General features: G+C 75.1%; 22 protein-coding genes. 11 read left to right on the forward strand and 11 right to left on the reverse strand.

The features are described from left to right. Positions 1–189: 189 nt before the first annotated feature. The 4 genes from hutU to VM324_06560 form a co-directional block, all read right to left on the reverse strand. Positions 190–1,854, reverse strand: coding sequence for a urocanate hydratase (gene hutU / locus VM324_06545; GenBank protein ID HVL98930.1), 1,665 nt, complete (start codon positions 1,852–1,854; stop codon positions 190–192). Next, on the reverse strand, positions 1,851–3,407 hold the full coding sequence (hutH, locus tag VM324_06550; GenBank protein ID HVL98931.1) for a histidine ammonia-lyase: 1,557 nt from the start codon (positions 3,405–3,407) through the stop codon (positions 1,851–1,853). The genes hutU and hutH overlap by 4 nt, the downstream gene beginning before the upstream one ends. 108 nt (positions 3,408–3,515) lie before the next feature. Continuing rightward, positions 3,516–3,872 (reverse strand): hypothetical protein, encoded by a 357-nt coding sequence (locus tag VM324_06555; GenBank protein ID HVL98932.1) that lies wholly within the window; start codon positions 3,870–3,872, stop codon positions 3,516–3,518. A 3-nt stretch (positions 3,873–3,875) separates the two neighbouring features. After that, on the reverse strand, positions 3,876–4,112 hold the full coding sequence (locus VM324_06560) for a DUF1697 domain-containing protein (protein ID HVL98933.1): 237 nt from the start codon (positions 4,110–4,112) through the stop codon (positions 3,876–3,878). Between the two features lie 92 nt (positions 4,113–4,204). On the opposite strand from VM324_06560, the gene VM324_06565 reads away from it, so the two are divergent. From VM324_06565 to VM324_06580, 4 genes are all read left to right on the forward strand, one after another. After that, a complete protein-coding gene (locus VM324_06565) occupies positions 4,205–4,837 on the forward strand; it encodes an alpha-ketoglutarate-dependent dioxygenase AlkB (GenBank protein HVL98934.1) in 633 nt (210 codons plus the stop codon). Between the two features lie 105 nt (positions 4,838–4,942). Then, on the forward strand, positions 4,943–5,137 hold the full coding sequence (locus tag VM324_06570; protein HVL98935.1) for a PspC domain-containing protein: 195 nt from the start codon (positions 4,943–4,945) through the stop codon (positions 5,135–5,137). A gap of 10 nt (positions 5,138–5,147) precedes the next feature. After that, on the forward strand, positions 5,148–6,050 hold the full coding sequence (locus tag VM324_06575; protein HVL98936.1) for a ribonuclease Z: 903 nt from the start codon (positions 5,148–5,150) through the stop codon (positions 6,048–6,050). A gap of 92 nt (positions 6,051–6,142) precedes the next feature. Further along, the gene (locus tag VM324_06580; protein HVL98937.1) at positions 6,143–6,736 is read left to right on the forward strand and encodes a hypothetical protein; all 594 of its coding nucleotides are present in this window, start codon (positions 6,143–6,145) and stop codon (positions 6,734–6,736) included. On the opposite strand, the gene VM324_06585 is transcribed toward VM324_06580, so the two are convergent. The 3 genes from VM324_06585 to VM324_06595 form a co-directional block, all read right to left on the reverse strand. Continuing rightward, positions 6,730–7,218: a histidine phosphatase family protein gene (locus VM324_06585; GenBank protein ID HVL98938.1), complete on the reverse strand. Its 489-nt coding sequence runs from the start codon at positions 7,216–7,218 to the stop codon at positions 6,730–6,732. The two genes, VM324_06580 and VM324_06585, sit on opposite strands and share 7 nt — an antisense overlap. 17 nt (positions 7,219–7,235) lie before the next feature. Next, a complete protein-coding gene (locus tag VM324_06590) occupies positions 7,236–8,405 on the reverse strand; it encodes an aminotransferase class I/II-fold pyridoxal phosphate-dependent enzyme (GenBank protein HVL98939.1) in 1,170 nt (389 codons plus the stop codon). Positions 8,406–8,532: 127 nt separating this feature from the next. Next, positions 8,533–8,910, reverse strand: coding sequence for an ATP-binding protein (locus tag VM324_06595; GenBank protein ID HVL98940.1), 378 nt, complete (start codon positions 8,908–8,910; stop codon positions 8,533–8,535). Positions 8,911–9,056: 146 nt separating this feature from the next. On the opposite strand from VM324_06595, the gene VM324_06600 reads away from it, so the two are divergent. The 5 genes from VM324_06600 to VM324_06620 all read left to right on the forward strand — a co-directional run bounded on the left by VM324_06600 (position 9,057) and on the right by VM324_06620 (position 16,267). Beyond that, positions 9,057–9,416 carry a hypothetical protein gene (locus VM324_06600; GenBank protein ID HVL98941.1) on the forward strand — a complete coding sequence of 120 codons (360 nt, stop codon included), beginning with the start codon at positions 9,057–9,059 and terminating at the stop codon, positions 9,414–9,416. Between the two features lie 242 nt (positions 9,417–9,658). Next, the gene (locus VM324_06605) at positions 9,659–10,618 is read left to right on the forward strand and encodes a hypothetical protein (protein ID HVL98942.1); all 960 of its coding nucleotides are present in this window, start codon (positions 9,659–9,661) and stop codon (positions 10,616–10,618) included. A gap of 34 nt (positions 10,619–10,652) precedes the next feature. Then, positions 10,653–12,461 (forward strand): ATP-binding protein, encoded by a 1,809-nt coding sequence (locus tag VM324_06610; protein HVL98943.1) that lies wholly within the window; start codon positions 10,653–10,655, stop codon positions 12,459–12,461. A 3-nt stretch (positions 12,462–12,464) separates the two neighbouring features. Continuing rightward, positions 12,465–13,685 carry an exonuclease SbcCD subunit D gene (locus tag VM324_06615; protein ID HVL98944.1) on the forward strand — a complete coding sequence of 407 codons (1,221 nt, stop codon included), beginning with the start codon at positions 12,465–12,467 and terminating at the stop codon, positions 13,683–13,685. Continuing rightward, positions 13,685–16,267 carry an SMC family ATPase gene (locus VM324_06620; protein HVL98945.1) on the forward strand — a complete coding sequence of 861 codons (2,583 nt, stop codon included), beginning with the start codon at positions 13,685–13,687 and terminating at the stop codon, positions 16,265–16,267. Before VM324_06615 ends, VM324_06620 begins: the two co-directional genes overlap by 1 nt. Positions 16,268–16,385: 118 nt before the next feature. Here VM324_06620 and VM324_06625 read toward each other — a convergent pair whose 3' ends face one another. From VM324_06625 to VM324_06635, 3 genes are all read right to left on the reverse strand, one after another. Beyond that, the gene (locus tag VM324_06625) at positions 16,386–17,495 is read right to left on the reverse strand and encodes a ScyD/ScyE family protein (GenBank protein HVL98946.1); all 1,110 of its coding nucleotides are present in this window, start codon (positions 17,493–17,495) and stop codon (positions 16,386–16,388) included. A gap of 262 nt (positions 17,496–17,757) precedes the next feature. After that, positions 17,758–18,597 carry a TIGR03560 family F420-dependent LLM class oxidoreductase gene (locus tag VM324_06630; GenBank protein HVL98947.1) on the reverse strand — a complete coding sequence of 280 codons (840 nt, stop codon included), beginning with the start codon at positions 18,595–18,597 and terminating at the stop codon, positions 17,758–17,760. 195 nt (positions 18,598–18,792) lie between these two features. Beyond that, entirely contained in the window at positions 18,793–19,131 is a 339-nt protein-coding gene (locus VM324_06635) for a hypothetical protein (GenBank protein ID HVL98948.1), read from the reverse strand. A gap of 227 nt (positions 19,132–19,358) precedes the next feature. Between VM324_06635 and VM324_06640 the strand changes: the two genes are divergently transcribed. Together VM324_06640 and VM324_06645 are read left to right on the forward strand one after the other, a co-directional pair. Then, positions 19,359–20,657: a tetratricopeptide repeat protein gene (locus tag VM324_06640; GenBank protein ID HVL98949.1), complete on the forward strand. Its 1,299-nt coding sequence runs from the start codon at positions 19,359–19,361 to the stop codon at positions 20,655–20,657. Next, positions 20,654–22,135: a hypothetical protein gene (locus VM324_06645; GenBank protein ID HVL98950.1), complete on the forward strand. Its 1,482-nt coding sequence runs from the start codon at positions 20,654–20,656 to the stop codon at positions 22,133–22,135. The genes VM324_06640 and VM324_06645 overlap by 4 nt, the downstream gene beginning before the upstream one ends. A gap of 55 nt (positions 22,136–22,190) precedes the next feature. Here the strand turns inward: VM324_06645 and VM324_06650 are convergent. Then, positions 22,191–22,706: class F sortase (locus VM324_06650; GenBank protein ID HVL98951.1), on the reverse strand; the 516-nt coding region annotated here is incomplete at its 5' end.

Genomic DNA, 22,706 nt, shown 5'->3' on the forward strand with positions numbered 1-22,706 from the left:
CACCGTGACGGCGACGTCCCGCTCGACCCGCCCGCCCCCGTCCGGAGTGGGCAGCCACGCGAGCTCGCAGGCGTAGACGCTCACGCCGGGATCATCGCACGCGGCCCCGCGCCGGGGCGCCGGCGACGGGCGAGGGGCGACGGCGGCCCCGCGACCGGCCGGCCCGACCACCCGGCAGCCGCCGCGCACCTACACCGGCGGCATCGGCACGCGGATGCCACGCTCACGGGCGACCTCGCGCGCCCGGTCGTAGCCGGCGTCGGCGTGGCGGAGCACCCCCGTGGCGGGGTCGTTGGCGAGCACCCGCTCGAGCTTCGCGGCCGCGAGGTCGGTGCCGTCGGCGACGCTGACCTGGCCGGCGTGGATCGCCCGGCCCATCCCGACGCCGCCGCCGTGGTGGATCGACACCCACGCCGCGCCGGAGGCGACGTTGACCATGGCGTTCAGCAGCGGCCAGTCGGCGATCGCGTCGGATCCGTCGAGCATGGCCTCGGTCTCCCGGTGGGGCGAGGCGACCGACCCGGCGTCGAGGTGGTCGCGGCCGATGACGATCGGCGCGGCTACGGCGCCGGAGGCGACGAGCTCGTTGAAGCGCAGTCCCGCCCGGTGCCGCTCGCCGGCGCCGAGCCAGCAGATGCGTGCGGGCAGCCCCTGGAAGGCCACCCGCTCGCCGGCGAGGCGGATCCAGCGAGCGAGCGCCTCGTCGTCGCCGAACTCGTCGAGCACGGCGGCGTCGGTGACCGCGATGTCGGCGGGGTCGCCCGACAGCGCGACCCACCGAAAGGGGCCCTTGCCCTCGCAGAACAGCGGCCGGATGTAGGCGGGCACGAAGCCGGGGTAGTCGAAGGCGCGGGCACAGCCGCCGAGCAGCGCCTCGGCGCGCAGGGAGTTGCCGTAGTCGAACACCTCCGCGCCGCCGTCGAGGAAGCCGACCATGGCCTCCACGTGGGCGGCCATGGACGCCCGGGCGCGCTGCACGAAGCCCTCGGGGTCCCGTTCACGCTCGGTGCGCCAGTCGGCGAAGGCGACACCTGCCGGCAGGTAGGCGAACGGGTCGTGCGCGGAGGTCTGGTCGGTGACGACGTCGACCGCCACGCCACGGCGGAGCACCTCGGGCAGGACCTCCGCGGCGTTGCCGAGCACGCCGATCGACACCGCACGCCGCGCGGCCCGCGCCTCCTCCGCCAGGCGCAGCGCCGCGTGGAGGTCGCCGGCCACGACGTCGAGGTAGCCGGTCGCCCGCCGCCGGTCGATCCGCGCCGGGTCGCACTCCACGCAAAGGGCCACGCCGCCGTTCATCGTCACGGCGAGGGGCTGCGCGCCGCCCATCCCTCCGAGCCCGCCCGTGACGGTGAGCGTCCCCGACAGCGAACCGCCGAAGCGGCGTGCGGCCACCGCCGCGAACGTCTCGTAGGTGCCCTGGAGGATCCCCTGCGTCCCGATGTAGATCCACGACCCGGCGGTCATCTGCCCGTACATCGTGAGGCCGAGCTGCTCGAGACGGCGGAACTCCTCCCAGCTCGCCCAGTCGGGCACGAGGTTCGCGTTCGCGATGAGCACCCGCGGGGCCCACTCGTGGGTCGGCAGCACGCCGACGGGCTTGCCCGACTGCACGAGCAGCGTCTCGTCGCCGCGCAGACCGGTCAGGGTCGCGACGAGCGCGTCGAAACTCGGCCAGTCGCGTGCGGCCTTGCCCGAGCCGCCGTAGACGACCAGCTCGTCGGGACGCTCGGCGACATCGGGGTCGAGGTTGTTCTGCAGCATCCGCAGGGCGGCCTCCTGCGGCCAGCCCCGGGCGGTGCGCGTGGACCCCCGCGCGGCGCGGACGGTGCGGGGTCGGCTCGTCGTGGTCACCGCGCGACCTCCTCGTCGAGGGGACCGGTCACGGCCTCGGCCGCGGCGACGACCGCGCCGGTGCGCACGAGGTCGGCGGCGGCTTCGATCTCCGGCGACAGGTAGCGGTCGGGGCCGGGGCCGGCGACGCGCTCGCGCACCGCGGCCAGGACGGCGCCGGTGGCCGGGGCGGGCGGCAGCGGGGCGCGCAGATCGAGGGCCCTCGCGGCGGTGAGCACCTCGACGGCGAGCACGATCGTGAGCGCGTCGAGCGATCGTCGCAGCGTGCGCCCGGCCGACCAGCCGAGCGACACGTGGTCCTCCTGCATCGCCGACGTCGGTATCGAGTCGACGCTGGCCGGCACCGCGAGGCGCTTGAGCTCGGCCACCGCGGCGGCCTGCGTGTACTGGGCGATCATGAGGCCGGAGTCCACCCCCGGGTCGTCGGCGAGGAAGGCGGGCAGCCCGTGGTTCCGGGCGATGTCGAGGAAGCGGTCGGTGCGCCGCTCGGAGATGGCGGCGACGTCGGCGGCGGCGATCGCGAGGAAGTCGAGGGCGTAGCCGACCGGCGCGCCGTGGAAGTTCCCGCCGGACTCCACACGGCCGTCGGGCATCACGACGGGGTTGTCGATGGCGCTCGCGCGCTCCCGCGCCGCCACGAGCCGTGCGTGGGTGAGCGTGTCGCGGGCGGCACCCGCGACCTGCGGCGCGCACCGCAGCGAGTAGGCGTCCTGCACGCGCGTGTCCTCGGGCCCCCGGTGCGACGCCACGACGCCCGAGCCCTCGAGGAGCCGTCGCATGTTGCTGGCCGCGACCGCCTGTCCGGGGTGGGGGCGCAGGGCGATGAGGTCGGCCGCGAACGCGCGGTCGGTGCCGAGCAGCGCCTCGACGCTCATGGCGGCGGCGACGTCGGCGGCGGCGAGCAGCCCGGCGAGGTCGGCGCACGCCAGGGTGAGCATGCCGAGCATCCCGTCCGTGCCGTTGATGAGCGCAAGTCCCTCCTTTTCTGCGAGGCCGACGGGCGCGAGGCCGGCTCCGCTCAGCGCCTCCGCGGCCGGGCCCGCCACACCGGTGGCGTCGCGGACGTCGCCCTCTCCCATGAGCGCGAGCGCGACGTGCGCGAGCGGCGCGAGGTCGCCCGAGCATCCGAGTGAGCCGTGCTCGCGCACGACCGGGGTGATCCCCGCGTTGAGCAGCCCCGCGAGGGCCTGTGCGGTCGCGGGGCGCACACCGGTACGCCCGGTGGCCAGGCTGCGAAGCCGCAGGGCCATGAGCGCGCGGACCACCTCGCCCTCGATCTCCGGGCCCGCGGTCGCCGCGTGGGATCGCACGACGCTGCGCTGCAGCTGCCTGCGCCGGTCGCCGGGAATGTGACGGACGGCGAGCGCGCCGAAGCCCGTCGACACGCCGTAGGCGGGCACCGGCTCGCCGGCGCGGGCGTCGATCACCGCCCGGGAGTGCGCCATCGCCTGCAGGGCGAGAGGGGTGAGCTCCACGGCCGCGCCGTCGCGGGCCACGGCCACCAACTCGCGTTCGGACAGGGCATGGGGGCCGATCGGGATCGTGGTCGCCATGGCCCTATTGAAACCCGGTTGCGACCTCCCGTGCGGCGTCGGCGAACGGGCTCGTCCTCCGCGTGCAGGGCTCGGGCGGCAGCACGAGCCGGTAGCGCGGGACACCGTTCAGTCCCGCAGCACCCGCCGGGCGCCCTCGACGAGGGTCGTGAGGTCGAGCCCGGTCTCCTCGTCGATGACCCGGCGCAGCACCGGCGGGACCGCTTCCAGTGCGGCGGTCATCCGCTCCAGGGTGTCGCGGAGCTGGCGCATGCGGGCCGCCTCCTCCGCGGGGGTGACGAGGTCGTCGACCACCGACGCCTCCGCGCGCGAGCCGACGATCGGGTCAGGCACGCCCCGCACCCACACGAGCGACCGGCGGCCCGGCCCGCGGTTCTCGACGATCGGCTCAACAGCGACGACGTCGTCGGAGCGCACGTAGCGGCCGTAGCCCAGCGCCACGAGCTGCCCGCTTTGGATCCTCATCCGTCATCCTCTCCGGGTCCGCCCGACGCGGCATGCGGCGGGAGGGCGCTCACGGCGTTCGCCGCTCTGCAGGTACGTCGTCGTGTCCCGCAGGCCGAGCGCGTCGAGCAGGGCGCGCAGGTCGGCCATGCGCACGCGCCGGTGCCCACCGACGTTGATGCCGCGCAGCAGCGCGATGTAGGCGTGCAGGGCGAGCCTCCTCGACGAGTGCGGCGGGCTGCGCGCAAGTGTCGCCCGGATCGCGTGTCACCGCGACGGTCACCCGTGCCCGGGTTTCGCCGCCTATCCGCAGAAGCGAGCCGGGCCCCGACCGGCGGCCTACTCTGGGTGACGTGAGGGAGCCTTGCCCGCTGACCTGGCAGCCGTCGCTCCTCGACACCGGCGACGGCGCTACGATCACGTTCGACCCGGCGTTCACCGGGCTCGTCCGCCGGGAGCTGGCCGGCGGCGCGTGGGTCGACCACGTCCCGGGCTGGGTGCGCGGTGCCGACGTGCTGTTCGACGCGCTGCTGCGCACCGCGGGCTGGGCCGAGCACACCCGCTGGATGTACGAGCGGCGGGTCGTCGAGCCCCGGCTGACCGCCCGCTACCACCTCGACGACGGCGACCTGCCGCTGCCGGTGCTCGCCGAGCTCGCCGCCGCGCTGTCGGAGCGGTACGGCGTGACCCTCACCCAGGTCGGCGCGAACCTCTACCGTGACGGCGCCGACAGCGTCGCCTGGCACGGCGACCGGGTGGCGCGCGAGCTGCCCGAGGCGACCGTCGCCCTCGTGTCGCTCGGCGAGCCGCGCCCGTTCAGGCTGCGCCCGAAGGGCGGCGGTCCCTCGGTCTGCTACGTCCCGGGGCGCGGCGACCTGCTCGTCATGGGCGGCTCCTGCCAGCGCACGTGGGACCACGCCGTGCCGAAGGTGCGCCGGGCCGGGCCCCGCATGAGCGTGCAGTTCCGCCACGCCTACGACCGCTGATCGACACCGCGCTCCGGTGGCGCGTCACGGGCCGCGACCCGGGGGTTGTACCGGGCACCGTCCCCGACCCGATCGGGACGCCCGCAGGGTGTGATAGAAGACGCCATGCGGACGCGCACGCTCGAGCGGCCCCCACGCGGCCAGGGCCGGGTGATAGCCGGCGTGTGCGCCGCACTCGCCGACCGGTTCGGTGTCAGCCGCACGCTCGTCCGGGTGCTGTTCGTGTTCTTCGGTCTTTTCGGGGCCGGCGAGATCGCCTACATCGTCGGTTGGATCGTCATTCCGCGCGCCGACCGCTAGCGCCGTGTCGGTGCGCGAGCTCGTGGTGCTCGGCACCGCCAGCCAGGTGCCCACCCGGGAGCGCAACCACCACGGCGCGCTGCTGCGCTGGGACGCCGAGGGGGTCCTGTTCGACCCCGGAGAGGGCACGCAGCGCCAGATGGCGCTGGCGGGGGTGAGCGCCTCGACGATCACCCGCATCTGCATCACCCATTTCCACGGCGACCACTGCCTCGGCCTGCCCGGTGTCGCGCAGCGTCTGCGCCTCGACCAGGTGGCGCATCCCGTCGACGTCTACTTCCCCGCCGCGGGGACGGGCTACTACGAGCGGCTGCTCACCGCCACGGTGCACCAACCCGCCGACCAGCTCCGGCCGCACCCGTGCGCGCCGGGCACCGTCGCCGACGCGCCCGCGTTCAGGATCGAGGCGCGCCCGCTCGTGCACCGCACCGCCACGCTCGGCTGGCGCCTCGTCGAGCCCGACGGCCGGCGGATGCTGCCCGACCGGCTGGAGGCGGCGGGGGTGGCGGGGCCCGACGTCGGCCGCCTCCAGCGGGAGGGCTCGCTCGAGGTCGCGGGCCGCCGCGTGCGCCTCGAGGAGGTGAGCGCCCCGCGGCCGGGTCAGAAGGTCGCGTTCGTGATGGACACGAAGCTGTGCGACGCCGCGCTCGCGCTCGCCGCGGACGCCGACCTGCTCGTCTGCGAGGCGACGTTCCTCGAGCGGGACGCCGACCTCGCGGAGCGCTACCGCCATCTCACCGCCACGCAGGCGGGCCGCATCGCCGCGGAGGCGGGCGCACGGCGTCTGGTCCTCACCCACTTCTCGCGGCGCTACCCCGACCTCGACGCCTTCGCCGCCGAGGCCGCGCGCCACCATGCCGACGTGGTCGTCGCGCGCGACCTCGACCGCGTCGCGGTGCCGCCCCGGCGCTGATCCATAGCGTCGTCCACAGGGCTGTGGGCATAGGCCGGGCGGGGCGTGCGCCCAGGCCCAATGCTGTGGGCGAGCCCGAGTGAGGAGGACCCATGCCGCTGCGCTGGCACGACGTCGAGCGGTTCACCGTGCAGACCGCGACCGCCGACCTGCTCGGGCGGGGGGAGGTGCGGCCGCTGCTCGTCGGATTCATGGGTGAGGAGCAGTGCGTCGTCGCGTTCCTGCGCGGCTTCCCGAACGGCGCGTACACCGACCCCATCATCGAGGTGCTGGCGCTCGCGATGGCGCTCGGCGCCGACCGGCTCGCGTTCGCCGCGGCGGGGCGGCTGACCTCCCTCGACGATCCCATCCCCCCGGTGACCGAGGACGCGGACCTTCGCCAGCGGGCACTCGTCGTCGAGTACGCCGACGGCGCGGGGCCCACCCCCCTCCAGCACAGCTGCATCCACCCGTTCACGCTGTCCTCCTCGGGGGTCGTGTGGGACGTCACGCTGCACCTGACCGGCGGGCGCGGGTGGATTCCCGACGCGCTGCGCATCGCGGTGTCCTCGGGGGATCAGCTCGCCGGCGAGGCGACAGACGCGGACATCCGTTCCCAGGCCGAGCGTTGCGTGACGCTCGGCCACGACCTCGCGCTCGGCCCGACCGTCCGCGCCCGCCTCGGCCTGCCCCGCGGGTGCTACTGACGCACGAGGTCGAGCAGCCGGGCCGACCCGAGCTGTGCCCACGACGACGCGTGCGGGGCGAACACCGCGAGGGTCGCCGGGGGAAAGCCCCCGCCGAGGCGCGGGTCGTCTCCGAGCGTGGCGGCGAGCCGCGCGATTCCGGGGTTGTGGGCGACGACGAGCACGCTCGTCGCGTCGTCGGGCGCCGCGCGGACGAGGGCCAGCAGCAGCTGCGCAGGCGCGAGGTAGAGGTCGTCCGCGACCGCGACGCACCCGTCCAGGCCGAGCGCGGCGACGGTCTCGCGGGCGCGGCGGGCCGACGAGCACAGGACGAGGTCGGGGGCGTGCGTGGCGACGACCCCGCCGAGGCGCGCCGCCTGCGCGCGACCCGCCGGGGTCAGCGGCCGCTCGTGGTCGGGTTGGCCGGGCGCGTCGGCGGCGGCGGCGTGGCGCAGGAGCAGCAGGCGCCGCGGTGCGGGCGCGTGCTCGGGACGGCGGTCCACGCGCGGGGACTTAGCGGTCACGCGGCGGGGAGGCGCCGCAGGCGCGCGAGGCCCTCGTCGATGAGCTCGTCGGTCTTGCAGAACGCGAAGCGCACGAGCCCGCGTCCGGGCGACGGGTCGGTGAAGAACGCCGAGCACGGCACCGCCGCGACACCGACCGCCTCGGGCAGCATGCGGCAGAACGCCGCGTCGTCGTCGTAGCCGAGCGGGCGGACGTCGGCGGTGACGTAGTAGGCGCCGCGCGCCGGGTAGGCGGTGAACCCGAGCGCGGCGAGTCCCGCGTGGAGCCGGTCGCGGCGGGCGCGGTAGCCGTCGCGCAGGTCGGTGTAGAAGGCGTCGGGAAACCCCAGCGCGGTGACGACGGCGTGCTGGAACGGTGTGGCGTTCGTGTACGTCATCCACTGCTTCGCCTGGCGGACCGCCGAGGTCAGCGCCGGAGCGGCGCACACCCAGCCGACCTTCCACCCGGTGACCGAGAAGGTCTTCGCCGCGGAGGAGATCGTGACGGTGCGCTCGCGCATCCCCGGCAGGCTCGCGAGCGCGACGTGCTCGCCGTCGTAGACGAGGTGCTCGTACACCTCGTCGGTGACCGCGACGAGGTCGCGCTCCACGCACAGCCGCGCGATCGACGCGAGCTCGTCCGCCGTGAAGACCTTGCCGGTGGGGTTGTGGGGGGTGTTGACGACGATTACGCGCGTGCGCGGGGTGACCGCCGCCTCGAGATCGGCCTCGGAGAAGGCGAAGTCCGGGGGGCGCAGCGTCACCGCCCGCTCGACACCGCCGGCCATGCGCGTGCACGCCCGGTAGGCGTCGTAGAAGGGTTGGAACAGCAGCGCCTCGTCGCCCGTGTCGAGCAGCGCCTGCAGGGTCGCGCACATCGCCTCGGTCGCGCCGGCGGTGACGGTGACCTCGGTGGCGGGGTCGTAGACGAGGCCCGAGAAGCGACCCTGGTGGTCGGCGACGGCCGCCCGCAGAGCCGGGAGTCCGATGCCGGGTGCGTACTGGTTGTGCCCCGCCCGGATGGCCGCCACGGCTGCGTCGGCCACGTCGGGAGGCGGGTCGAAGTCGGGGAAGCCCTGCCCGAGGTTGACCGCCTCGTGCGTCACGGCCAGCTGGCTCATCTCGGCGAAGACCGTCGTGCCGAGGCCCTGCAGTCGCGCGGTCAGGTGCGGCTGTCGGTGGCTCATCGCCGGGCCAGCATAGAGGCCGGCTCCACGCGGACCGGGGCCGTCAGCGCCTGGTCCCGGCCCCGGCTGCGCATCCCCGCTGGCCCTGCCGTCGCGCATGGCGAACGCGCACGCCGCGGTCTGGGGATCAGGGCGGGGCGCCGGCCCCGAGATGATCGCGTGCGACCTCGAACCAGACGAGCTTGCCCGACGACGTCGCCGAGACCCCCCAGTCGTCGGACAGCGCGGCGACGAGTGCGAGGCCGCGGCCGCGCTCCTCGTCCTGACGGGCCTCCTGCAGCGCGGGGAGGATGGCGGTGCCGTCGCGTACCTCCACCCGCACACGCTCGGAGACGTCGATGTCGACGTGGAAATCGGTCCGGGCGTGGCGGAGGACGTTGCCGACGAGCTCGGACAGCAGCAGCTCGGCCGGCCAGGCCGGCAGGCCGTGGGCCCGCAGCGCCGCAGTGAGGAACCGGCGGGCGCGGGGGACGCTCGCGGGATCGGGGGGAAACGACTGTCTCATGGACGGGTCCACGGGCCGGGTCGCTCGGGGCGGCGCGCCCGTGGCGCCACCGCTCCTCAGGATAGGGGGCAACCTCCCCTTGCTGCAACAAGAGTTGCGGCAACACGTATTGCGCACGGGTTCACGAGCCGGTAGGGTCGCTGGCCATGGGAGGGGACACGGCGGAGGAGCCGCGCGACGAGGTGCTCGAGGCGCTCGACGAGCTCGTCGCGGCCCTGCGGGACAGCACGAAGGCCAACGAGCAGGCGCTGAAGCGTGCGGACCAGATCCGGCGTGCGCGCAACCGCGGCGCCACCTACGGCGAGATCGTCAGCGGGGACGACGAGCCGCTCATCGTCCACGTCACCCGGGCGAACCTCAACCGCCTGCTCGAGGCGGCGAGCCGGTTCCAGCGGGCGCAGGCCCGGGCGCTACACGCCGAGGGGTTCACGATGGAGCGCATCGGCGAGATCTTCGGGGTTACGCGACAGCGCGTCTCGGCGCTGCTGCGTAGCCGGCGGAGGTGACGACGCCGGCGACGGCAACCTCGGCGGCGTGACCTGGCGACCCGGTGCGCCGGCCTTCCGCCCCGGCGGGCTAGAACGGCGACGGGCCGAGACGCTCCGACAGCTCGCGTAGCGCTACCCGGCCGGCCCGGGAGTTGCCCGACCCACCCGCTGCCAAAAGCTCCTTCGCCACGCCCCTGTCCGCATCCTGTCACAGCCCTCCCGTAAGGTGTTCGCGCATGACGGAATCCGGGAGGAATGGCATGGCTGCGCGGGTCGGGGTGGAGAGCTTTGGGCCGCAGGTGGGCAGCGCCTACGTCATCGGTGCCGACGACCACGCGGACGTCGACGCCCCGGTCGTCGAGGAGCCCGACGGGCGGATGGCGCTGCGCGACCCTGACTCGGCCGCGGGGGTGCGCGCCCCGGTCGCCTTCGTCGACGGTGTCCGCCGGGGGGATGCGCGCCTGAGCGTCGTCCGCGACGGCGGTCGCATGGCGTTCGGCGCCGCCGGCGCGTACGGGGTCGGTGCGGTGCGGTGCGAGCCCGGCGCACCTCCCCGGTTCGCCCACCTCGCCACGCGCCGGCTCGTCGTGTGGGGCGGCGGCGAGCGGGTCGAGCTGCCGCCGGTCCGCGGCGGGTTCGGCTGGGACTGCGTGTCCGTGGCCAGCGCGCACCCCGACGCACCCCTCGACGAGCTACAGCAGCGGATGCGGCAGGCGGAGGGGGTGCTCGCCGAGGCGCTGTGCGCCGAGGGGGTGCTCACGGTCGTCGACGGCCCGCTCTCCTACGTGCGGTCCCGCGACCTGCCGGTCGTGGGCTACGTCAAGACCCATCACCGCGCGGTCCTCGCCGCCGACGAGCACCGCCGGGTGCCCGGCCTGCGCGCCGGTCAGCGCACGAGCCTGTTCGCGAAGAGGACCGACGTCTACGCATGCTACCTGCGGGTGGCGGAGCCCCCGGCGTGGGGCGGGCCGTGGGCGGGGATCGTGCGCCTCGAGCTGCCCGCGTCGGTCGGCCTCGCCGCCGCGGCGGCCACCGCGGACCGCGCGGCGCTGCTCCTGCCCCGCTACGCCGGCGTGCCGCACCTCGACGGGCGCGCCCCGGTCAACCTCCAGCCGATCGCCAAGCTCGAGTCGCGGCTGCGCCACCTCCTCGGCGATGCCGCACTCGCCGTCCGCGCGGTGCGCCAGGCGGCGCTGCGGGTCAACGAGGTGGCGGCATGACCGCGCCCGCCCCGGGTAGCGGTACGGTCGACCGGTGACCATGCCCCCCGACCCGCACCGGATCGGCCTCGTCGACGGCTCGGTTGACGCGAGCTCCCGTCGGTTCTTCGTCGTGCTCGACGAGGACGCGCTCGTGCAGCTCGACGAGCTCGTCACGTGCGCCCAGACGCTGCCCGGCGGCGGGAGCGTCACCCACTACGGCATGGTCGTCGAGACGCTACGCCACATCGAGGGCGCCGAGTTCCCCTCGGACACCGCCCGCATCGGCGCGCAGACGATGCCCGGCGAGACCGTCCGTCGCGTAGAGGTGCAGATCCTGCGGACCGTGCCCGAGTGGTGGTTGCCGCCCGAGCCGGGCATGGTCGTGTCCCGCTGCGTCGGCGCCGAACGCGACGAGGCGCTCTTCCTCGACCAGATGCAACGCCCGCTGCCCGTCGGCCTCGACCAGACCGGGCAGCCGCTGCACGTCGACTTCGACTTCATGAACGGCAGCCGCGGCGGGCACGTGTCGATCTCCGGGGTGAGCGGCGTCGCGACGAAGACGAGCTACGCGCTGTTCCTGCTCTACATGCTGTTCGAGACGGCGCAGGGCCGTGACCTGCTCGGCGTGCACCTGCCGAACACGAAAGCGCTCGTGTTCAACACGAAGGGCGAGGACCTCCTCCACCTCGACCGGCCCAACGGCCGCTTCCCCGACCTGCCCGACGCGGCGGCCGGCTGGGGGGCGCTCGGCGTGCCCGACCCCGGCGCCTTCGCCGACGTGCGCCTCTACGCGCCACGGGTGCCCGGCGACGCGACGACGGTCGTGCCCGACGTGCGCTCGCGGTCGCAGGCCGACGTCGTCGCCTACGGCTGGACCCCCGAGGCGTTCGTCCGCGAGGGGCTGCTGCAGTACTGCTTCACCGAGGAGGACGAGCGGGCGACGCAGGTCGGCTTCGTCGAGCAGCAGGTGACCCTCCAGCTTCTGCGCCACTTCGCGCCGCTCGACGGCGCCGCGACCGGCGCGATCGTGCTGCGCGACCGTGCGCTGGAGGACACCCCCTGGGACCCCGACCGCCTCGCGGGACGGCGCGTTCCCACGGCACAGGCGTTCGAAGGGGAGGTCATCCGCGACTTCGGCGACCTCGTGACGTTCCTCGAACGCCGCCTCGTCGTCACCGACCCTGAGGCGGAGGACGCGGCCCGCCCGTGGCTCGGCGGGGTCCAGCAGGGGACCGCCCGGGCGTTCGTGCGCCGGCTGGTGAAGCTGCGCCGGCGCATCGGCCATCTCGTCTCCGCCGGTGTCGACCCCGTCGACCTCGAGGCCGCGCGGGTGCACGTCGTCGACATCTCCCGGCTGCACGACGACGCGCAGCGGTTCGTCGTCGGGGCGCTGCTCGCCCGGGTGTGGGACTCCAAGCAGGGCACCGGCCGGGAGCCGCTGCGCTTCGTCGTCCTCGACGAGCTCAACAAGTACGCCCCCCGCGACGGGCGCAGCCCCCTGAAGGAGCTGCTCGTCGACATCGCCGAGCGCGGCCGGGCGCTCGGGGTCCTGCTCATCGGGGCGCAGCAGGCCGCGAGCGCGGTGGCGCCCGCCCTGCCGCGCAACGCAGCGGTCAAGGTCGTCGGGCGGCTCGACGCCGGCGAGGCCGTCGAGTACCGGTTCCTGTCGCCCGAGCTGCGCGAGCGCGCCGCCCGCTTCCTTCCCGGGACGATGGTGCTCGCGCAGCCGCTCATCCCCGAGCCGGTGCCCCTGCGCTTCCCCTTCCCCGCCTTCGCGACGAACACCGACGAGGGCCAGCCGACCGCCGTCGAAGAGGCCGAGCGCGCGGCGGCGCTTCTCGACCGGATCCGCAAGCGCTGACCGATGCGGCTCCTGCACGTCTCCGACTGGCACCTCGGCACGACCCTCGGCCGGGTGACGCGGACGGCCGATCACGCCCGCGTCCTCGACGAGATCGCCGGCATCGTCCGCGAGTTCCGGCCCCACCTCCTCGTGCACTCCGGCGACCTGTTCGACGCGACCCGCCCGCCCGTGGACGCCATGCAGCTCGCCGCGGACACGCTCGGGCGGCTGTCGGCCGTCGCGCCGACGGTCGTCGTCGCGGGCAACCACGACTCGAAGGCGCTGTTCCGGGTGCTCGACGCCTTCCAGGACGCCAGCGCGGCCCCGCGGCGGCTGTGGTTCGTCACCGAGCCGGGCGTGCTCGCGTTCCCCGGTGACGACGGCGAGAGCCTGCGCCTTGCGTGCATGCCGTTCCTGCACCCCAACGCTCTCGTAGACCTCCTCGCCGACGACCCCGCGGCGTGGACCGGGGCGTACGCCGATGGGGTCCGCGTGCTGAACCGCCAGCTGCAGGCACGCCTCGAGGACGGCTATCGGGGCGACCGCGATGTGCTGCTCTACGCCGCGCACCTGCACGTCCACGACGCGAAGCTCGGCGGCACCGAGCGCACCGTCCACGTCTCGGAGGACTACGCCACCCGCATCGAGGCAGTGCCGCCGGTGACCTACGCCGCCTTCGGGCACATCCACCGGCCCCAGCCCCTGCCGGGTGGCTCGGTGACCGGTCGGTACGCCGGGTCGCCGATCCCCATCGACTTCGGCGAGCACGGGGAGGACAAGTCGGTGGTCACCGTCGAGGCGCGCCCCGGAGGGTCCGCTCGCGCCGAAGCGGTCGCGGTGTCGGGCGGGCGCCGGCTCGTGCGCTTCGAGGGATCCTTGGAGGCCTTCCGCGCCGCGGCGGCCCGCGTCGGAGACGGGATCCTGAAAGCGGTCGTCACCACCGACCTCCCCGACCCCGAGCTCGCCGACAAGGTCGCCGACCTGTGCCCCGACGCGGCCATCTTCGAGGTCGCCAACCGGGTGGCGTCCACCCCCGACCGGCCGCTGCGCGAGGACGCGGGCGGCGACGCCGAGCCCGACGTGCGCGCGCTCTTCCGCGAGTACGCCGCCGCGCAGAACCTCCGCCACACGAGCGCCGAGCGCGTGGTTGAGCTGTTCGACGCGGCGCTCGAGGGTGTCGACACCGAGCAGCCCGCCGACTTCGGTCTCGCCCGGCTGCTCCGCGATTCCGAGCAGCCCTGATGCGCCCGATCACGCTGACCATCGAGGGGCTGCGGAGCTTCCGCCATGCGGTCACGATCGACTTCAGCGACCGGGAGCTCATCGCGGTCGTCGGCGACACCGGCGCGGGCAAGTCCTCGATCCTCGAGGCGCTCACCTGGGCGCTCTACGGCAACGCCACCTGGACGAAGCAGGCCGGTGCGCTGCTCGGCGACGGCTGCCCGGAGATGCGGGTCCGCCTCTCGTTCACCGCCGACGCGCACACCTGGCAGGTCACGCGGGCGGTGAAACGCCGTCAGGACGGCGCCCCGGGCGTCACCCACGCCGAGCTCGTCTGCCTCGACGGGGACCGGCCGGCCGCCGACGGCGTCCGCAACGTCAACCCCGCGATCGCGGGCCTCCTCGGCCTCGACTGGGAGGCGTTCACCCGCACGGTCGTGCTGCCCCAGGGCCAGTTCGCCCGGCTGCTCACCGAGGGCGACGTCGACCGCTCCCGCATCCTCGCCCAGATCTGGCGCACCGACGAGCTCGTCGCCGCCCGTGCCCAGGTCGACGAGGCCCTCCGCGCGCTCGTCGCCCACCTCGAGCGGCTCCGGGGCCGTCGCGAGGGCTACCCCGACGACGTCGCCGCCGAGCTCGCCACCGCCCGGGCCGCAGCCCGCGACGCCGACACGGCGGTCGCGGACGTGGACGCCGCCGTGCGGAAGGGGACCCGCTGCCGCCAGGTCGCCGACGAGGCAAGGGCGACGGCCCGCCGCATCCGTGATGCCGCCGGCGCGCTCGATGACGCCGCCGCCGGTGACGTGGCCGCGGACGCCGCCGCCATCGCGGCCGCCGCCGAGGCGCTCGACGGGCGGCTCGCGGCGCTCGAGGGGCAAATCCGCGCGCGCGAGCACGCGGCCGACGAGCGGCGGGAGACCGCCGACGACGACGGCCCGGACGGCACCGTGACGCAGGACGCGGTCACCACCCTCGACAACCTCTCCGCAAGCCTCGACGACCTCGCCGACAACCTCCGGCGCGTCCGCGACCTGCGGGCCGTCGCCGCGCGTCTGCGCGCCGAGGTGGAGCGGACGCGCGGGGACGCCGACGAGGCGGAGGCCCGGGCCCGTGACGCCGAGGAGGTCCTCGCCCGGTGGCGGCGAGTGGACGCCGCGGCGACCGCCGCGCGCGGACTGCACCGCGGTGACGAATGTCCCGTGTGCGCGCAGGCGCTCCCCGACGGCTGGGAGGCGCCGGAAGCGTCCGGCCTCGCGGAGGCGACCGCCGCCCTGCGCGACGCGCGCGCCGCCGCGCAGCAGGCCCGTGACGGCTTCCAGAAGACCGTGGGCCGATCGCGCACGACCGCGGACGACGCCGAGGACGCGGCCGCCCGGCTGGCCACCCGCCTCGACCGGGTCGCCGTCGCGGTCGCCGCCCTGCCACCGCCGTTCCGGCCGGCGCTCCCCCAGCCCTTCACGGTCGAGGCCCTGCGACCCGAGCAACTCGCCGCTGCCCTGCTCGCCGGCGCCCGGGAGGCCGCCCACGAGCGCCAGCGCGAGCTCATCGCCCGTGAAGAGGCCGCCCGCGCCGCCCGCGAGGCGCTGTTCCGGCTGCGCGAGGAGCGCAGTGCGTTGCGCGAACGGCGCCACGCCGACGTCGTCGTGCCCGCCACGCGCCTGCGCGCGCGCCTCGAGCGCATCTGCGAGCGGGTGAGCGGCTGCGCGCACGCCGGCGTCGCGTTGCCCGCAGAGGTGCCGGAGCTCGACGAGGCGCTGGTAGCACTCGTCGACGACGCCCGTGCCGTCGCCGTCGCGGCGGCTGCGGCGTCAGAGTCGGCCCGCGCGGCAACCGCCGCCGCCGCGGGGCAGGCCGAGGCGCAGGAGGCCGCGCTCGCGGCGGTGCTCGACGCCGCGCAGGTCACGTCCCCGGAGGACCTGTCAGAACGCCAGGCCGAACTGCGCGCGCAGGCTGTCGCCGCCCGTGCGCGCGCCGAGGAGCTCGCGCGGATCGTGCCGCTCGTCGCGGCGCTCGACGCGCACCTCGACGAGGGTGGGACCGTCGCCGGCGCCCTCACCGACCTCAAGACGCTGCTGCAGGACGGCCGGTTCATCCGTTGGCTGACCCTGCGCCGCTCGCGGGCGCTGCTGGCCGTCGCGTCGACGCTGCTCGACGAGATGACGAGCGGTCGCTACGCGTTCGCCGACATCACCGACGAGCACGACGAGTGGCGGGTGTTCGACACCCAGACCGGCCACGCCCGCTCGCCCCGCACCCTGTCCGGTGGTGAGTCGTTCGTCGCCTCCCTCGCCCTCGCCCTCGCGATGGTCGAGATGGTCGCCCGGTCCGGCGGGCGCCTCGACGCGCTGTTCCTCGACGAAGGGTTCGGGGCGCTCGACCGCGGGAACCTCGACGCCGCGATCGACGCGCTCGAGTCCTCGGCGACGAGGGGGCGGATGGTCGCGGTGATCAGCCATGTCCGGGCGGTGGCCGAGCGCCTGACCGACGTCCTCGCCGTCGACCGTGCGCCGTCGGGCAGCCAGGTCCGCTGGCTCGCGCCCGCCGAGCGCGAAGGCGCCGCCACGGCCGGGACCGACGCGGTGATCGCCAACCTCCTCACCTGAGCCGGCCGACCGGTGCGGCCGACCGCAGGCCAGACGCGGGCGCACCCCCGGAGAGGGCTACCGCGAGCACCCGCTGCGCGGTGCTCGCGGTTACCGCTCCCGGTGTCCCCCGGTCGCGCTACGGGGTGATGACGACGACCGCGCCGTTGCCCGGTGGGAACACCCCCGTCGTCGCGTACAGCCGGCCGTCGCGTCCGATCTCCACGGCACCCGGCGTCTGCAGCTCGACGAGCGTCGAGACCACGCCGTTGCGGAAGGCGCTGATCCGGCCGCCGAACAGCTCGGCGACGTAGATCACGCCGTCCCTGCCGACCGCGAGGTCGACGGCGCCGGTGAAGCCGCTGGCGACCCGCTCCACCGCCCCCGTGCGGGAGTTGATCCTCCACACCGAGCCGGCCCCCGGGAGCTCGGGGAACCCGGGCAGCGTCGAGACGTAGTAGTGCCCGTCGGGCCCGACCTCAACGTCGGTCGGCACCGCCTCGGCGAAGTAGGTGCGGCCGACGACGCAGCCGGGCACCTGGTAGTCGGGGTCGTCAATCGCCTCGCCGATCATCTCGGAGAGGGCGGCGGCGGCTGCCTCGTCGATGACCTGCGGGATCGGCGGCAGCACCGCGACGGTCGTCACGCGCCCGTTGCGTGCCACCTTGAGGATCGCGTTGGCGGCCGCGTCCGCGACGAGGTAGCCGCCGGGAACGATCGCGACCGCGTACGGGTTCGACTCGACGATGCCGCTGTAGGGCTGGAGGAAGGGCGGGAGCTGCGCGAGGCAGTCCGCGGGAGCGCCGACGAACCCGTACTCGTTGCCGCGGTCGGGGTTGTGCGCCTCCTCGTAGGCCTGCAGAGAGGCGAGCGTCCGGGTCTTGCCCTGCGGTGTGACCCGGCTCAGCGTCGTGTTCGCCGGGGCGCCGTCTTCGGGGAAGACCGTCGTGGTGAACACCGTCTGGCCCTTGCCGCCGGCGTCGATGCCGGCCAGGCCCTCCTCGGTCTGGAGGAGCACATCACGCCGACCCTTCTTGTCGACGGTCGTGATCCGGCCGGCGAACGCCTCGACGACGTAGACCGTCCCGTCGTTGCCGATCGCCAGGCCCAGCGGCGCGACGAGGCCGCCCACGAGCGGTGTGCCGACCGTCGCCGCCCCCGCCGGCAGCGCGGCGCCGACCATCAAGGCCGATGTGGCCGCCACTGCTGCGACGGCACGCAGCCGCCGCAGCGCTTCTGAGATCGCCATCGTTGTCCTCCTGCAGCCTGTGCGAAGAACGGGCCGAGACGCCGGTCTGCACGGGCACGCCACCGACAAGCTGTGCCAACCCCCGTGATGATGCCCCCGTGGACCCGGTGGTCCCGTCCCGCACCCGTCCCGCGCGCTCGATTGTCGCGCGCGGACCGTTGTACTCCCGCCCGCCGCCGGCGTCAACGCTCGACCGGCGGGCGCGCGGGCCCGGTCGCGCGCGGCGGGAGCGCCCGTAGCGAGGGGCGCCGCCGGGCGAAGTTCAGCGCGGCCGGGACGCGAGGGGGTGGGCGATCTCCTCCACGAAGCACTCCACGCGCCCCTGCCCCTCCTCCGGCCAGCTCGCGATGAGATAGTCGAACCCGCGCTCGGCGCGCTGCTCGACGTCGCGGCGGATGGCGGCAGGGGGCTGGGACAGCGACACGTTCGTCGCCCGACGGATCGCAGCCGGGTCGCGGCCGGCCCGCTCGGCGTGCTCGTCCACGATGCGGGCCTTGCGGGCGAGCTCGGCGGGACTGCCGAACGTGTGCCACACGTCCGCGGTGCGCGCCGCGAGCGGCAGCATCCGCTGCGCCCCGGACGCGCCGATCCACAGCGGGGGGTGGGGTCGCTGGACGGGCCGTGGACGGTACGTCGCGCCCGCCAGCCGGTAGTGGCGCCCGGTGAAGGCCGCCTCGTCCTGGGTCATGAGCAGCCGCACCACTTCGATGGCCTCCGTGAGCCGCTCGATCCGCTCACCGGTTGGCGGGAAGTCGATGCCGAGCGCGTGATGCTCCCGGGCGTGCCAGGCGGCGCCGAGCCCGAAGTCGAGCCGCCCAGCGGAGACGTGGTCGACCGTAACGGCCTGGGCGACCAGGACCGACGGATGGCGATAGGTGACGCCGGTGACGAGCGCGCCGAGGCGCACGCGCTCGGTGGTCGCCGCGAGGGCCGCGAGCAGCGTCCACCCCTCCAGGCACGGACCCCTCGGGTCGCCGTAGAGCGGGGAGAAGTGGTCGAAGACCCAGACGCTCGTGAAGCCGGCGTCCTCCGCGAAGCGAACCCGCCGTGCCAGCTCCTCCCACGAGAGCTGGTGCTGGGCGACGTCGAGCCCGAAGTCCATTGGTGCACCCTAGTACATCCCCTTGGTGGCCATGATCTGCACGGTCAGGTCAGGTTCTGGGTCGACTCTCCGTGTCCTCGAGTCGTAGGCTATGGAGCCCCGATCCGGTCAGCCGACGCACTGACCAGGCATTTTGAATGGCTCTACTGCTGGGCAGGAACGCCGGCGCTCTGGACGGAGACGGATCGGCGACGCCTACGTCGGTGAGGTGCACAAGTGGGCGAAGCGCCATCCGGCGGCCGTGCGGGGCTGGTCACGGTCGGCGGCGCTGAGCAGCAGGTAGGAGGCGGCGAAGTCGCCGGCCGTCTGGGCGTCGAGGAAGGCGGTCACCGCCGCCTCGGGGTGTCGGCCGGCGCCGCGGACGCCCGCGATCGCGCCGGTCAGGCCGACGGCGAGAGCCACGCCGACGGCGGCCACCAGCAGCGTCTGCACGGCGACGGGCACCCGGGCGGCGCCACGGGGGCCGCCTGGGGGCGTCCTCCCGACCTCGTGCGCGTGCGGTGTGACGTACTCGTCAACGTCGCTTCGGCGCAACGCCGTCCCTCTCGCCCGATCCCATCCAACCGGGCGGCCGGACACGAACACACAAGGGAGTTTCCGCGCCGCCCGTTCGCCGGTCGGGTCGCATCTTCCTGAATCTCCGTCGCTCGCGAGCCCGGCTACTGTGGAGACCGGAGTCCGACACCCACCGCGCCGCAGGCCTGGGGCCCCCGAAAGGTAAACCGACGCAGATCGGCGATGGTCGTACGGCGCTCCTGACCGTGGCGGTGCTCGCGCTCCTCGCGGGCCTCGCGATCGGCCGGTTCGTCACGTACGAGCCGCCGGCCCGGCCCGCGGCTGCGCCCACGGCGGCGCGCACGCTCGAGGCCCGGGTGGCGAGCCTGGAGCGCGCGGTCGAGGCCGACCCCGCCGACCTCGAGTCCTGGCAGGCCCTGGGCGTCGCCTACACGCAGCGTGCGCTCGAGGTCGGCGACCCGGCCTTCTACGAGCTGGCGGGGCGGGCGCTCGACCGCGCCGACGGCCTCGACAGGGAGCACGCGGCCACGCTGCTGGCTCGCGGCCACCTCGCGCTGGCGCTCCACGACTTCGCGGGGGCGCGCGAGTACGGCGAGCGGGCCCGGCGGCTGCGGCCGCACAGCGCTGAGGTCCTCGGTGTGCTCGTCGACGCCGCCGTGGAGCTCGGCGACTACGACGCGGCCGCCAGGCACCTCCAGGACATGCTCGACCTTCGGCCCTCGCTGCCCGCGCTGGCGCGGACGTCCTACCTCCGTGAGCTGCACGGCGACCTCGCCGGGGCGGTCAAGGCCATGCAGCGCGCCGAGTCCGCCGGCTCGGGCTCCGCGTTCGACGTGGCCACCGTCCGGGCACTCCTCGGCAACCTGCACTTCATGGGCGGGGACCTGCCCGCCGCCGAGGCCGCTCACGTCCGGGCGCTCGAGGCGGCCCCGGGGCTGGTCGCCGCCGAGGTCGGGCTGGCCCGGGTGGAGGCCGCCCGCGGCGACACCGGCGCAGCCATCGAGCGGTTGACGGCCGTCGTCGACCGCTTCCCCCAACCCGACGCCGTGATCCTGCTCGGCGACCTGCACGCCCGCGCCGGTGACCACGAGCTTGCCCGCGAGCAGCACGCGCTGGCCCGCGTGATCGCGCGCCTGCAGGAGGACGCCGGTCAGAACGTCGATCTCGAGCTCGCGCTCTTCGAGGCCGACCGCGGCGAGGACCCCGAGCGCGCGCTGGAGCTCGCGCGGCGCGCCTACGACGCGCGGCCCGCCAACGTCTACGCCGCGGACGTGCTGGCGTGGGCGCTGCTGCGCGCCGGTCGTGCGGAGGAGGCCGTCGCGCCGATGGAGGACGCGCTGCGCCTCGACACCGCCGACCCGCTCGTGCGGTTCCACGCCGCCGAGGTCTTCGCCGCGACCGGCGACACGGACCGGGCGCGCAACGAGCTCGCCATGGCCCTCGAGCGCAACCCGTGGTTCTCCGTCGCCCACCACGAGCGCGCGCGCGAGCTTGCCGGCCGGCTGGGGGTCGCGCCGCCGGTCGCGTGGGACGACGCGGGGTGAGCGGCCCGTCTACCCGGCGCGGCCTCGCGGTCGCCGCCCTGGTGGCCGTGGTGCTCGTGGCGCCGGCCGGCGTCGCCGCGGCGCACCCGCTCGGCAACTTCACCACCAACACCTACGCCGGCCTCGTGGTGTCCGCCGACACCGTCGGGGTCGACTACGTGCTCGACCTCGCGGAGGTGCCGGCGTTCCAGGTCATCGACCGCCTCGGCCGCGAGGAGGACGGCCAGGTCAGCGACCGGGCCGCCCGGCGCTACGAGGCCGAGCAGTGCCGCGACATCGCCGCCGGCGTGGAGCTCGACGTCGACGGTGCGCCCGCGCTGCTGCGGGTGGCGGCGACCGACCTGTCGTTCCCGCCCGGCCAGGCGGGCCTCGACACGCTGCGGCTGGAGTGCCGGCTCGTCGCCGCGACCGGGGCGCTCGACGGCGAGCGGACGGTGACGCTGGTCGACGGCAACTTCCCGCGGCGCCTCGGCTGGCGGGAGGTGACCGCGACCGGGGACGGCGCGACCCTCAGCGCGACCGACGTGCCCGCCCGCACCATCAGTGACCGGCTCAGGAGCTACCCCGAGGACCTGCTGCAGTCCCCGCTCGACCGGCGGGAGGCGAACGTCGTGGCTCGCCCCGGCGGCGCGCCGGGCGTCGGCGTGCTCCCCGCCGACCCCGGCGCGTCGGTCGTCGGCGGGCTGGAGCGCCTCGCCACCTCGTTCACGACGCTCGTGGCCACGCAGGAGCTGACCGCGGCCTTCGCGCTGGCCGCCACCGGCATGGCCGTCGTCCTCGGTGCGCTGCACGCGGTCGCCCCCGGGCACGGCAAGACGGTCATAGCCGCCTACCTCGTCGGCAGCCGCGGCACCTCCCGGCAGGCGCTGGGGCTCGGCCTCACCGTCGCGGTGACCCACACCGCGGGGGTGTTCGCTCTCGGTGTGCTCTTGTCCGCCTCCCAGACCGTCGCGCCGGAGCGCCTCTACCCCTACCTCGGCCTGGCCAGCGGGCTGCTGTTCTCCGGAGTCGGCGCGCTGCTCCTGCGACGAGCGCTACACGCACGCCGCCACGGCCACGGGCACGACCACGGCCACGGGCACGGGCACGACCACGGGCACGGGCAGGACCACGGCCACGCTCACGGCGATGCCCTGCGCGCCCCCGCCGGCTCCGCGCCGCTCGGCTGGCGCAGCCTGCTTGCCCCGGGGCTGGCCGGCGGGCTCGTGCCCAGCCCCTCGGCGCTGGTCGTGCTGCTCGGCGGCATCGCCCTCGGTCGGGCGTGGTTCGGCGTGACCCTCGTCGTCGCCTACGGGATCGGCATGGCGGCGACCCTCGTGGGGGCCGGCTACCTGCTGCTGCGCGCCCGCACGCGGTTCGAGGCCCGCCCGTCCACCGGACTGCTGCTGCGTGCGTGGACCGTCCTGCCGGTGGCGACCGCCGGTCTCATCGTCGCCGGCGGCCTCGTCATCGCCGCCCGCTCGGTGATGAGCATCTGACGGCGGCTGGCCGAGCACGGCGCCCACGGGCGCGCATGGCTCCTGCCGGCCCGCTCTAGGGGCGGGAGCCCTCGGCTTGCCGCCTCGGCGGCTGATGGTCGCTGCCGCTTTCGGGGGTCGCGGGGACCAGGTCCGCGTAGACGGTCACGTTCTCCAGGTAGGTGCGGGCGCCCTGGTCGAACGCGCCACCGCACGTGATGAGCCGCAGTGTGGGCGCGGCGCCCAACGCCCAGATCCGATCTGCCGGCAGCGCGTCCTTCGGCGTCCACTCGACGTCCCGGACGACGAACGCCGTTTGGCGGCCGTCGTCGCCGACGACATGCACCTCGTCTCCGGGGACGAGCTGGTGCAGCCGGTAGAACACGTCCGGCCCGTCGTAGGAGTCCACGTGAGCCGCGATCACCGCGGGGCCCGGCTCGCCGGGCACGGGCCCGAGGCGATACCAGCCGGCGAAGCCGACGTCGGGAAGCTCCATGGACCCGTCCGGGTCCAAGCCGACGGGGACGAGCGGCGCATCGACGCCGATCGCGGGCACGAGCACGGCCCTTGGTGGCGGCAGGGAGATCGGGGG

The sequence above is a fragment of the Egibacteraceae bacterium genome (assembly GCA_035540635.1).
Taxonomy (GTDB): Bacteria; Actinomycetota; Nitriliruptoria; order Euzebyales; family Egibacteraceae; genus DATLGH01.

Coding starts and splice junctions, on each gene's coding strand:
- VM324_06570 (HVL98935.1), top strand. CDS start 4,943: ATGCGGACGCGCACGCTCGAGCGGCCCCCACGCGGCCAGGGCCGGGTG.
- VM324_06595 (HVL98940.1), bottom strand. CDS start 8,910: ATGAGACAGTCGTTTCCCCCCGATCCCGCGAGCGTCCCCCGCGCCCGC.
- VM324_06580 (HVL98937.1), top strand. CDS start 6,143: ATGCCGCTGCGCTGGCACGACGTCGAGCGGTTCACCGTGCAGACCGCG.
- hutH (HVL98931.1), bottom strand. CDS start 3,407: ATGGCGACCACGATCCCGATCGGCCCCCATGCCCTGTCCGAACGCGAG.
- VM324_06620 (HVL98945.1), top strand. CDS start 13,685: ATGCGCCCGATCACGCTGACCATCGAGGGGCTGCGGAGCTTCCGCCAT.
- VM324_06630 (HVL98947.1), bottom strand. CDS start 18,597: ATGGACTTCGGGCTCGACGTCGCCCAGCACCAGCTCTCGTGGGAGGAG.
- VM324_06590 (HVL98939.1), bottom strand. CDS start 8,405: ATGAGCCACCGACAGCCGCACCTGACCGCGCGACTGCAGGGCCTCGGC.
- VM324_06555 (HVL98932.1), bottom strand. CDS start 3,872: ATGAGGATCCAAAGCGGGCAGCTCGTGGCGCTGGGCTACGGCCGCTAC.
- VM324_06600 (HVL98941.1), top strand. CDS start 9,057: ATGGGAGGGGACACGGCGGAGGAGCCGCGCGACGAGGTGCTCGAGGCG.
- VM324_06615 (HVL98944.1), top strand. CDS start 12,465: ATGCGGCTCCTGCACGTCTCCGACTGGCACCTCGGCACGACCCTCGGC.
- VM324_06605 (HVL98942.1), top strand. CDS start 9,659: ATGGCTGCGCGGGTCGGGGTGGAGAGCTTTGGGCCGCAGGTGGGCAGC.
- VM324_06625 (HVL98946.1), bottom strand. CDS start 17,495: ATGGCGATCTCAGAAGCGCTGCGGCGGCTGCGTGCCGTCGCAGCAGTG.